The organism is Streptococcus sp. 121 (assembly GCF_016458205.1).
Lineage (GTDB): Bacteria > Bacillota > Bacilli > Lactobacillales > Streptococcaceae > Streptococcus.
The window spans coordinates 67288-77259 of sequence record NZ_JAEMED010000005.1 but is presented as its reverse complement, the minus strand read 5'-3'; the positions used below and the strand labels follow the sequence as shown (position 1 = coordinate 77259).

The 9972-nt window shown below is 41.3% G+C and carries 17 protein-coding genes; 15 read left to right on the top strand and 2 right to left on the bottom strand.

Going from position 1 to position 9972, the window contains the following annotated elements; translation table 11 throughout:
- The 3 genes from JEQ21_RS01875 to JEQ21_RS01865 form a co-directional block, all read left to right on the top strand.
- Positions 1–486, top strand: a 486-nt coding sequence (locus JEQ21_RS01875; protein WP_233340697.1) for a DUF1642 domain-containing protein, incomplete at its 5' end; no start/stop codon positions are given.
- 129 nt (positions 487–615) lie between these two features.
- Positions 616–924 (top strand): hypothetical protein, encoded by a 309-nt coding sequence (locus JEQ21_RS01870; RefSeq protein ID WP_199363733.1) that lies wholly within the window; start codon positions 616–618, stop codon positions 922–924.
- A gap of 87 nt (positions 925–1011) precedes the next feature.
- The gene (locus JEQ21_RS01865; protein WP_199363732.1) at positions 1012–1443 is read left to right on the top strand and encodes a DUF1492 domain-containing protein; all 432 of its coding nucleotides are present in this window, start codon (positions 1012–1014) and stop codon (positions 1441–1443) included.
- Between the two features lie 146 nt (positions 1444–1589).
- Here the strand turns inward: JEQ21_RS01865 and JEQ21_RS01860 are convergent, their stop codons facing one another.
- Together JEQ21_RS01860 and JEQ21_RS01855 are read right to left on the bottom strand one after the other, a co-directional pair.
- Entirely contained in the window at positions 1590–1973 is a 384-nt protein-coding gene (locus JEQ21_RS01860; protein WP_199363731.1) for a type II toxin-antitoxin system HicB family antitoxin, read from the bottom strand.
- A gap of 45 nt (positions 1974–2018) precedes the next feature.
- The gene (locus tag JEQ21_RS01855; RefSeq protein ID WP_199363730.1) at positions 2019–2207 is read right to left on the bottom strand and encodes a type II toxin-antitoxin system HicA family toxin; all 189 of its coding nucleotides are present in this window, start codon (positions 2205–2207) and stop codon (positions 2019–2021) included.
- A 99-nt stretch (positions 2208–2306) separates the two neighbouring features.
- On the opposite strand from JEQ21_RS01855, the gene JEQ21_RS01850 reads away from it, so the two are divergent.
- From JEQ21_RS01850 to JEQ21_RS01795, 12 genes are all read left to right on the top strand, one after another.
- Entirely contained in the window at positions 2307–2609 is a 303-nt protein-coding gene (locus JEQ21_RS01850; protein WP_199363729.1) for an HNH endonuclease, read from the top strand.
- Between the two features lie 144 nt (positions 2610–2753).
- Entirely contained in the window at positions 2754–3110 is a 357-nt protein-coding gene (locus tag JEQ21_RS01845) for a hypothetical protein (RefSeq protein ID WP_199363728.1), read from the top strand.
- Positions 3107–4747, top strand: a complete 1641-nt coding sequence (locus JEQ21_RS01840; protein WP_199363727.1) for a terminase TerL endonuclease subunit — start codon at positions 3107–3109, stop codon at positions 4745–4747. The genes JEQ21_RS01845 and JEQ21_RS01840 overlap by 4 nt, the downstream gene beginning before the upstream one ends.
- A gap of 20 nt (positions 4748–4767) precedes the next feature.
- Positions 4768–5910, top strand: coding sequence for a phage portal protein (locus JEQ21_RS01835; protein WP_199363726.1), 1143 nt, complete (start codon positions 4768–4770; stop codon positions 5908–5910).
- Positions 5891–6640 carry a head maturation protease, ClpP-related gene (locus JEQ21_RS01830; RefSeq protein ID WP_199363725.1) on the top strand — a complete coding sequence of 250 codons (750 nt, stop codon included), beginning with the start codon at positions 5891–5893 and terminating at the stop codon, positions 6638–6640. The genes JEQ21_RS01835 and JEQ21_RS01830 overlap by 20 nt, the downstream gene beginning before the upstream one ends.
- 15 nt (positions 6641–6655) lie before the next feature.
- Positions 6656–7774: a phage major capsid protein gene (locus JEQ21_RS01825; protein ID WP_199363724.1), complete on the top strand. Its 1119-nt coding sequence runs from the start codon at positions 6656–6658 to the stop codon at positions 7772–7774.
- Positions 7775–7790: 16 nt separating this feature from the next.
- Complete coding sequence (locus JEQ21_RS01820) at positions 7791–8072, top strand: phage gp6-like head-tail connector protein (RefSeq protein ID WP_233340695.1); 282 nt, start codon at positions 7791–7793, stop codon at positions 8070–8072.
- On the top strand, positions 8062–8214 hold the full coding sequence (locus JEQ21_RS01815) for a hypothetical protein (protein ID WP_199363723.1): 153 nt from the start codon (positions 8062–8064) through the stop codon (positions 8212–8214). The genes JEQ21_RS01820 and JEQ21_RS01815 overlap by 11 nt, the downstream gene beginning before the upstream one ends.
- Positions 8195–8584, top strand: coding sequence for a phage head-tail adapter protein (locus tag JEQ21_RS01810; protein ID WP_199363722.1), 390 nt, complete (start codon positions 8195–8197; stop codon positions 8582–8584). The genes JEQ21_RS01815 and JEQ21_RS01810 overlap by 20 nt, the downstream gene beginning before the upstream one ends.
- A complete protein-coding gene (locus JEQ21_RS01805; protein WP_199363721.1) occupies positions 8574–8972 on the top strand; it encodes a hypothetical protein in 399 nt (132 codons plus the stop codon). Before JEQ21_RS01810 ends, JEQ21_RS01805 begins: the two co-directional genes overlap by 11 nt.
- Complete coding sequence (locus JEQ21_RS01800; protein ID WP_199363720.1) at positions 8972–9355, top strand: hypothetical protein; 384 nt, start codon at positions 8972–8974, stop codon at positions 9353–9355. The genes JEQ21_RS01805 and JEQ21_RS01800 overlap by 1 nt, the downstream gene beginning before the upstream one ends.
- 15 nt (positions 9356–9370) lie before the next feature.
- On the top strand, positions 9371–9952 hold the full coding sequence (locus JEQ21_RS01795; protein WP_199363719.1) for a major tail protein: 582 nt from the start codon (positions 9371–9373) through the stop codon (positions 9950–9952).
- Positions 9953–9972 lie beyond the last annotated feature (20 nt).

Sequence of the window (9972 nt, the reverse complement as noted above, 5' to 3'; positions counted from 1 at the left end):
GACGTAGAAATCATTAAAATTGATGATTCTTCTATGCCTTACTTAGTTAGAATCCCAGACCCAGTTGTTAGTAATAAATTTTGGGTAGGTGCTGATAGCGTCATCCACCTCCCACCAAAACCAAAAGTAACGAAGGCGGTGATGGATTGGTATGAACGTGATAAAAACAGTAATTGGAATGTTAATGGTTATTTAAACAATGCACCAGAAGAGCTTTATGAGTGGCTTTTATATTCTGATGATGTTCTTAAGAACCAACACGCCCTCGCAACCCTAGTCACCTACGGTCCAGAAGCCGTGGAGGTTGAGAGGGAGAAGAGGTATCGGGTTAAACTCACAGCTACAGAGCAATATCTAAGAAAATTCTATGGAAAGTATGAGTTTACTGATATTGAAGTAGATTATTTTAATAAACAAGAACTAATCGAAGCTGGCTTTGAAGGTATGTTTGATAACCCGATGTTTGAAGTGGAGGAGGTGGAGTAATGAGCGATAACGAATACCGTGAACACCACTGCACCCGTTGCAACAAACTTATCTATGAAACCGACAGCGACTATAACTGGTTTACCGCTTTTAAAAAATGCAAGCTGTGTGCGAATAGGGAGGTGGGAGATGGTTAATTACAAGCTATCACATACTAAGCCTAAACAATTCAAACGACCTGCTTTTTACATTTGGGCGGATTCAGTCTTTATTAAGAAAGATGAAATCTGTATTTATTTCAACTCCGCTGAGGTTTATCATTATGCGACGCTAAGTATTGATGAGTTACAGACTTTTGAAAGAACCTTGAAGATCCTTGCTAAATTGTACGAACACTGCACGAATGAAGATCAGAAGACTATTCAGTCGCATATTTGGGAGATTACAGGTCGGTTATTTAGAATGGGGGTCATCAATGTTCAAGTATCTAATTTGTAAATTAAAAGGTCACGTCCTAAAGTTAGAACGTGATCATGAAGGCGCTTGGTATGCTAAGTGTAAGAGATGCGGAGGTAAGGTAACTTTATGACGGATATTAAAAGACAACTTGATTCCCTGAAGCATACGGATGAGAAAGTTGAATCGATCATGGAGGAGATTCAAAGCAAGAGGTCTAGTATCCTCAAGTCGCAACAATATACTGATGAACCCAAAGGGAGTATTATTGGCAATCAATCTGAGGAGCTGTATATTCGAATCACTGATGAAACAAGTGAGCTTTATAATAAAATCCAGAAGTTACTGGATGAACGGAAAGAGTTAACTCAAGCAATTGAATCTCTTGATGATCCGATTCAAAACCTTGTATTAAGATTGCTTTACATCAATGGATATTCTTGGAAAGAAGTTCAAAAGAGAACACGCATGAGTTCATCTTCTATTCAACGGGCGAGAGATAAAGCTTTTTCAAATCTTTCACAAAAGTTTGGGAATAATGGAAGTAAATGGGAATCGTAAGGTGCTAAACTGGTAGTATCAATTCTTAGGAATTGGAACCATTCGCGAGCAGAAGCGAATCTCCTTATCTATCTTGATAGAGTCACACAATCGTGTGGCTTTTTGTTTGTAATCACGCGCAAAAAAACCAGGGGATGAGACCCTGGTTAGATTTGTAGTTTACGTTCAAGTGCTTCAGTGAGGATTTGAGAGAAGTTCAGGTTTTCTTGTTCAGCTAGATTGTTCAACCATTCTGGTACAGTTACGTTTTTACGAACTTTTTTGGATTGGTGTTTACGGAGGTATGAAACCATATCAATGCCAATTAAAGCAATGGTGGAATCTGGATAAGTTTCTTGCAAGACAGAGATGTCGCTAGGTTCTGGATATTCAGAATAATCTTCAAGGGCAAAGCCAAGGACTTCATCTGCCATTTGGTAGGCGTGATTCATATCGGTGCCGAAGGTAATAGCTTCTGGAATATCTGGAAAGCGAACACTTACGCTTGTGGTCTCTGTGTCAGGTGTAAAGATAGCTGGATAAAGTAGCATGTTATGTCCTTTCTAGGTGAATGATATACCCAGTAAGCAGGAGGGCTATTTCAGCCCTGCTTGCTTTAGGATGTCACTTTCAGTTCCTTTTGGAAGGTCTCCGCTGTGCATAGGAACTATTGTCGTTCTTTTTGTACTGGGGTTGTGGAACTTAGCATGACTGCCGTTTTGAGAAACTTTATTGAAGCCATTCTTTTTTAGTAGCTTCACAATTTCTTTGGCTGTCCTTGGCATATCATTCACCTCACTTTCTATACTTATATTATACACATTGAGACAAAATAAGTCAAGTTATATGTGTATAAAATGTGTATTATTTTTTGAAGGGAAAGAATGAAAGAAGCAAATCCTTTTTACTCAAGTCCAGAGTGGAAGAAACTAAGACTTGAAGCATTGGCAAGAGATAACTATGAGTGTGTGTGGTGTAGAGAAGAAGGTAAGCTATCGAATAAGGTTAATGCTGTGCTTGAGGTAGACCACATCCTTGAGTTGGATGACTATCCAGAGCACGCACTAGACCTTGACAACCTTCGCACGCTATGCAAGGCATGTCATAACAAAAGGCACGGACGGTTCCAATTCCGAGAGAAAGACCGAAAGAAAATCGCATTCAGGGAGGATGAGTGGTGGGGCTGACACCCCCGGGTCGAAAAAAATTTGAGTTGAAATTTTGTTTCGCCACCGGTGGTGGGGTCGATTACGGAAATATACGCCTGTTTCGCGTACGACCCCCCTCCCCCCTAAGAATTGATTCACATACTACGAAAAGGAGGTAGAGATTTGGACAGATTGGAAGAGCGTGAAAAGCTAGTAAAAAAGGAGTTTACGAGACTTCGTAAGCTGTTTGTAGACATACCAGAAAACAAGAAAAAAGTGGCTGAAGGGCTGTTGATTCAAGCTGCAAGATTGCGTGTTTCTTTGAACGAATTGTGGCTAGATATATCAAAAAATGGCGATTATGAGCTATTTTCTCAATCAGAAAACCAAGAACCGTATGAACGGGAGCGCCCAGCTGCCAAACTCTACAATTCCAGGGACGCGACTTATCACAAAGTTGTAAAGCAACTAATTGACTTACTTCCGGAGGAAAAACAAATCGATCCGCAAGTGGTCACGGACGGAAGTGATCTTTTGTGATTGGTCATTATCTGATTGATGAGTATGTAGAGTTGATTGAGTCTGGTCAAATTAGAGTCAATGAAGAGAGGTTAAAACTGGTCAAGATTGTCAAAGAAAAAATCTTGACGAGAGATGACCTCTATTTTGATGATGATTTGATTGATAAGTATATCCGATTCTCTGAAAAGAATTTTTTTCCTTTGGCCAAATACCAGAAGTTCATTACCCCCTTTATTTTTCTATACAGAAAAGACAACGGTGAGCCACAATTTAATGAATTTCTCATAACATTGGCTCGTGGTGGTGGTAAGAATGGTTTTATGTCTACGAGGGACGCGTTCTTTATCAGTCCGCTTTATCCTGTTAAAAATTATGATGTGACCATCACCGCCAATTCAGAAAAACAAGGGAAGGTCTCATTCGAGGAAGTTCATGAAACCATTCAAGCGCGTGGATTGGAAAACAATTACTATCTTACTAAGATGGCCATTATCGGCAAGGTCAATAATTCAACTTTTTCTTTCCGGACGAATAACCCTAAAACCATGGATTCTGCCCGTGATGGTTGTTTGGAATTCGATGAGATTCACCAGTTCGAAGATGACCGAGCGGTGAAGGTTCAGAAGTCAGGACTTGGTAAAATCCCACACGCTAGAACTTTTTACAACGGTACAAACGGTTATGTTCGAGAGGGTTTCTATGATAAGACAATCGCAAAATCACAACAAATCCTTGATGGCAACGTCGAGGATTTTCGTTTATTCCCGTTTATCTGTAAGTTAGACAACCCAGAAGAGGTCTCAGATGTCCAGAATTGGCCTAAAGCGAATCCAATGCTGGACGAGGAATCAGACTATGCCAAACGGCTTTGGGATGTCACCAAGGCTGATTATGACGATTTGGAGCTATCTCCAAGTGGCCGACAAGAGTTCATGACCAAACGGATGAACCTTCCAGAAGCTGATTTGGAAAAAGATGTCACTAGTCGGGAGAAGCTACTTGCGACGCAAAGACAACCTGCTTACAAATTGGAAAAGCGGTCCTGCGTGGTTGGTTTTGACTATGCGGGGATTCGAGACTTTGCCAGCGTTGGTTTGCTCTTTAATGATGGCGATGAGTACGCTTGGATTCAACATAGTTTTGCGCGTAAAAATTTTATTGAAGAGTTCAAATTAAAGGCACCGGTATTTGAATGGGAAGAACAAGGACTGCTAACGATTGTTGATAGCCCTTCAATCGGCCCCCACTTGATCGTCGATAAAATTATCGAGTGGTCCAAAGAATACCAAATTGAGATTGTCTGTGCGGACTCGCATAAGATGGACCTTTTGAAACCACTACTTGAAGAAGCTGGTTTCGAGTACGAGTTCTTGCGTAACCCTGGAGCAATCCAAGGGAAGATGTCCCCTATCATCGAGGACGCCTTCGAAAACGAGAAGTTCGCTTTTGGTGATGACAAGATGATGCTCTGGTACACCGACAACACTTTTGTGAAGCGTGACCGTTCTGGAAATGTCCGTTTTGACAAAAAAGAGCCTGTACGGCGCAAGACAGATGGATTCCATGCGCTGATTGCTGCTCTCTACAAGAGAGAGTTGATTCAGCAAGATACCATGGAGGACTTTCTTGACGCAATATCAGGTTGGGAATTTTAGTCTAGAAAGGAGGTGAGACATTGGGATGGCTTAGTTATTTTAAAAGTCGCAGAAATGAACTAGATGTCAATGTAGAATTTGAAGATTTGTCGAAAATGTACGACATGCTATACCTCAAATCAATGGCTATTGATAAGTCTGCTGAGTTTTTAGCACGTTCTTTTGCAAGTACGGAGTTCCGATATTTGGAGAATGGCAAATCCACTTTGAATGGTTGGACAAGAATCCTAAATCGGTCACCAAACCGCAACCAGTCGGCGACTAGTTTTTGGCAAAAAGTTATCTATAAACTGATTACAGAAAATGAAGTGTTGATTGTGTTATCTGATGATAATCAGTTACTAGTTGCAGATAGCTACATTCATAAGAAGTACGCTCTTTACGGTGATACTTTTAATTCTGTCGTTGTTCAAAACTATCAGTTTAAGAAAACTTTTAAAGCGGAAGATGTTCTGTTTGTTGAGTACAACAATAATAAGCTTTCGTGGTATCTGGATACGCTTTTCAGCGATTACCAACGACTTTATGTTCGTATTTTAGAAGCGCTTGAGCGGACTAACCAAGTTCGATCTGTGCTTAAAACGAAAGCGAACGGACCAATTGATGATGAGATGGTCAAGAAATGGAAAGGTTACGCAGATAATCTTTTCAAGGCATTCTCCAGCAAATCAATCGCTATCGTACCTATGATGAACGGCCTAGAGTACGAAGAATTAACCAATAAAGTTGGCGCCACGAATTTGTCGGTAGACGAATTGAAACGTCTTAAACGTCAATTTGAGGACGATATAGCTGAATTGATTGGTATTCCAAGTACATTACTGCATTCAGCTGTGGCGGATTTGGAGAGTTCTCAGAAGGCTTTCAATGACTACTGTTTGAATCCATTGATTCAAAAAGTGGAGGATGAATTAAACGCCAAGATTATCAAAGATAGCGAGAACTCAGAAATCAAGTTAATCGGATTGTCTAAAGCGAATCTGTTTGATTTAGCAACAAATATCGACAAACTACTATCATCTGGTGCATTTAATCGTAACGAAATCCGGAAAGAACTCAATTATGAGCCAATTCCGGATGGAGATGAGTTCTATATCACAAAGAACTACGAACACGAATCACAGAAAGGAGGTGAGAAAGAAAGTGGAGAAGATAGAAATTAAGGGGACTATCGTGGACGATGGACAAGCAGCGATCTATAAAATGTTTGGGATTGTTCACACTAGTCCTTCGAGTGTGATCTTACCTGAAGACGGGAGCGATATCCTAGTAGAAATCAACTCTGGTGGCGGTGCAGTTTTTGCAGGCAGCGAAATCTTCACTAAGTTAAAAGCTTACGAAGGTAAAGTGACAGCGCGTGTTGTAGGACTTGCAGCATCAGCGGCAAGTGTTATTTTGATGGGTGCTGATGAAGTTGAAATCAGTCCAACCGCTCAAATCATGATCCACAACGCATGGTCCTATGTGGAGGGTGATGCAGATGAAATGGAAGCTCACGCAAGTGTCCTGCGTGGTATCAATAAGTCTATCCAGTCTGCCTATATTGCTAAGACGGGTTTGTCTGAGGAGGAGTTGAAGGATTACATGGATGCAGAAACATGGCTGACTGCTGATGAAGCAGTAGAGCTTGGTTTTGCAGATAAGGTCATGTTTGCCGAAGAGCAAACCAATCCTGCGAATGTCTATGCGTCAGTTGGTTGCGTACTTCCTGACGAAGTCCTAGCTAAAGTTGATATGTTCATGAAGCAGGAAAATCTTTTCGATATCGATATTGATTTGGATGATTTATCCGCTAAGATTGTCAACAGCATTGATTTTGATGGATTAGCTGATAAAATCGCTAGTCGTCTTCAGAAAACTGACGACAAGCCACAACGCTTGTCTTTATTTTAATTAAAAGGAGAAACTATGGAACTTAACGAAACATTTAAAGCAGCTCGCAAGAAGTTTCTTGAAGCCGTCGCAAATGGCGCTGATCAAGAAACGCAAGAGAAACTTTACGAAGCTATGATGGATGCAATCGAGGAGTCAGCAGTTGCTGCAGCTCGTGAAGAAGTGGAAGGTTTGATTGCTCGCAATCCAAAAGAGGCTGAAATGTCTGCCAATGAATTGGAATTCTGGAACGCAGTCAAGAAAGATGCCCCTACCGGTATCGAAAAACACTTTCCAGAGGAAACTGTTGATAAGATTTTTGAGGATTTAGTAGAATCACGCCCATTGTTGGAGCATATTGGACTACGCAATGCCTCTATTCGTCTCAAATTCTTGTCTAGCGCAACTCAAGGACAAGCTGTCTGGGGTAAAATCAATAGCGAAATCAAGGGTCAACTAGAACAATCCTTCGACGAAGAGAAGACTGTTCAGAATAAACTTACTGCCTTTGTGGTTATTCCAAAAGACACTGAGAAATTCTCCCCAGCTTGGTTGTCTACTTTCGTGATAACTCAAATCAACGAAGCGTTTGCGGATGCTTTGGAAGATGCTTTTTTGAATGGTGATGGAAGTGATAAACCGGTCGGATTGACTCGTGATGTTACTGCTGAAAATCGCACCAAACAAATGGTCTTTGCGGAAAAAACTAAACAAGGTGATTTGACTTTTGCGGATTCAGATACAACTGTCAAAGAAATCAAAGACATTCATAAATTCCACTCTACAAAAGAAAATGGAAAACGTGTTGCGACAGAAGGAAAACTTGTCCTTGTTGTTAACCCAGCGGACGCTTGGGATGTGAAATCACAATGGACTTCCTTGAATGCTCAAGGTGTTTATGTGACTGCTCTTCCATTCAATCCAATCATCATTGAATCTGTGAAGCAAGCTGCAGGTAAAGTAACTTCCTTCATCAAGGGTCGTTATGATGCCGTAATCGCTGGTGGAGTTGAGATTGGTAAATTCGAAGAAACCTTCGCACTTGAAGATTTGACTCTCTACACTGCTAAACAATTCGCTCACGGCATGCCTCACGATGCCAAAACTGCAGCAGTTTGGGAGCTTAAACTAGCAGCAAAACCTAAAAGTAAATAATCAGGAGGAACTTTGATTGGATCATCCACTTTTAAAGATTTTCAAGAATCGGATGCGCATTTTCCACAATGCGGACGATGCTAACTTGAATTACATTCTGGAATCCAGTCAAAGTGCCCTTGAGCGTTTGACTGGAATTGACGACGTGGATATTCCGGAATTCAAAATGTTGGTCATCGAGCATGCTCGGTACACCTATCACGACCAAGTTGAATTTTTCTGGGATAACTTTAAATCGGACATCATGGGATTGTCCATAACTGAATATCAACCAACGGAGGATAAAGATGGCAAGTAAGACTGTGAAAGTAATCGTGACTGAAGATTTTTTCGATCTGAAAGAGAACGTTATGCGTTCAACGGGTGAAGAAATGGAAGTCACTAAAGAACGCCTAGAACAAATTCAAGAATTTGTAAACAATGAAAAATCAAAAGCCTAATTACAGTTACAAAAAACCAGAACTAACCAACGGGGATTTGGTGACGCCAGTACGATTTTATTCAAGTCGGGTAAAACCAGGTCTAGATGGTAGGGACACAATAAACGAAGCGGTTTATTTTTCTTTTGCCAAAGTTAGTCCCCCATCCATGAAGGATATCGAACTAGCAACCAATGTCAAAATGACTGCTAGAACAACAATTCGAATCCGAGACCCGCTGGATGCCTATCAACCTAGCACAAAAGACTTGGTTGTCATTGAAGATAGCCGAGAAAAAGGTAGGTTTTGGAAAATTGTGGCGATTCGACCAGACTATGACGACCGAAATGTCTTAGTCGTGGTGATTGGAGGTCCGCAAAATGAGCGGTAGTGTAACCCTAAAAGGTGATGACCAGGTTCTTCGTGCAATTGAAGAACGTTTGGGGGACCGGAAAGTCAAAAGTGCAGTCTATAAAATTCTGCGTGAAGAAGCTGCTGAACAAACAGAAGATTTGCGCGGGGTGATTAGTGGTTTTGCGCTTACTGGTCGCAATGCTGCGGCCGTAGACCATGGCGGCGTTTCTATGTCGCAGGGGACACCAACAATCAAGATTGGTTTTGGTGACCCATCCCGGGCCCCTCTTGTCCACTTATCGGAGTTTGGTTATGCAGGGAACGGTAGTCCAAGGGGACTTGGTGCTATCCGTAAATTAGCAGAAGCCAACAAACCTAAATACTTGCAAAATGTGCAAACCAAAATCAAACAGGAGCTATTCTGATGGAAATAAAAGACCAATTAGAAGAGCTTTATTTAGCTTTAATAGAGGACGAAGGCTTGAAGGATATTTCCATCAAGTCTTTTGTGCGTCCTGAAACTCTTGAAGATACCGAGCCTAGCATTGTGATTATTCCAATCGGACCACCCCAACAGTCTAATGCAGGGTCTGACGGTTATCTGACCAAGAAGTTTATGTATCAAATCAATGTCGAAAGCATTGATCGCAAGGAATGCAAGCAACTGCAAGCTCACATTGAGCAAATTCTACTGTCTAAAGGATTCCACCAAATGGAAGGAGGCTTGGACGAGTGGATACCAGACTTGCAGAGGTATGCTGACGTAAGGACCTATAGCGGTCGTGGTCAGCTTTATACGGATTACTAGAAAGGAATTTATTTTATGGCCGGTGTAGGTTTTAAACGTATGACAATTCAAATCCTAGATAACAAAGCACCCCAACTAGGCGAAAACCAGTTCGTTATCGAAGGAGCACAAGGAAAAGGTGCGACTAAGACTGCTAAAATATCAGGGATTGCAGCAAGTCCTGTAAAAACTTATGGTTCAAATATCGCTTACTACATTTCATCTACTGGTGTAGGTGATGTGAAAGCAGAATTTGAAGTTATCGATTTCCCACGCGATGTGCTCTCAAAAATCCTTGGGCACAAAACAGAAAATGGTATCACCCGTGTTGGTGCTGATACTGTTGCGCCATATTGTTCAATTCTATTAGAGTCTGCAACAACAGACGGGACACCATTCTATGCAGGATTCTACAAAGGACAGTTCTCACTTGAAGCGTTTGAGTTCAACACTCTTAGCGACAAGCAAGAAGAACTTCCAGCAGACTCTCTTACATTCACGGCTATCGCAAGTGATACCCCAGCAACGGATGGAGCATATTACGGTACTTGTGCATCTAAAGAAGCGAATACCGTTAACGCATTCAAAGCTGAACTTAAGATGGTTAATGCTGCCTAATTTTAGGGGAGGTCAATCCT

Coding starts and splice junctions, on each gene's coding strand:
- JEQ21_RS01805 (WP_199363721.1), top strand. CDS start 8,574: ATGAGCGGTAGTGTAACCCTAAAAGGTGATGACCAGGTTCTTCGTGCA.
- JEQ21_RS01825 (WP_199363724.1), top strand. CDS start 6,656: ATGGAACTTAACGAAACATTTAAAGCAGCTCGCAAGAAGTTTCTTGAA.
- JEQ21_RS01810 (WP_199363722.1), top strand. CDS start 8,195: ATGAAAAATCAAAAGCCTAATTACAGTTACAAAAAACCAGAACTAACC.
- JEQ21_RS01815 (WP_199363723.1), top strand. CDS start 8,062: ATGGCAAGTAAGACTGTGAAAGTAATCGTGACTGAAGATTTTTTCGAT.
- JEQ21_RS01870 (WP_199363733.1), top strand. CDS start 616: ATGGTTAATTACAAGCTATCACATACTAAGCCTAAACAATTCAAACGA.
- JEQ21_RS01795 (WP_199363719.1), top strand. CDS start 9,371: ATGGCCGGTGTAGGTTTTAAACGTATGACAATTCAAATCCTAGATAAC.
- JEQ21_RS01800 (WP_199363720.1), top strand. CDS start 8,972: ATGGAAATAAAAGACCAATTAGAAGAGCTTTATTTAGCTTTAATAGAG.
- JEQ21_RS01855 (WP_199363730.1), bottom strand. CDS start 2,207: ATGCCAAGGACAGCCAAAGAAATTGTGAAGCTACTAAAAAAGAATGGC.
- JEQ21_RS01865 (WP_199363732.1), top strand. CDS start 1,012: ATGACGGATATTAAAAGACAACTTGATTCCCTGAAGCATACGGATGAG.
- JEQ21_RS01860 (WP_199363731.1), bottom strand. CDS start 1,973: ATGCTACTTTATCCAGCTATCTTTACACCTGACACAGAGACCACAAGC.
- JEQ21_RS01850 (WP_199363729.1), top strand. CDS start 2,307: ATGAAAGAAGCAAATCCTTTTTACTCAAGTCCAGAGTGGAAGAAACTA.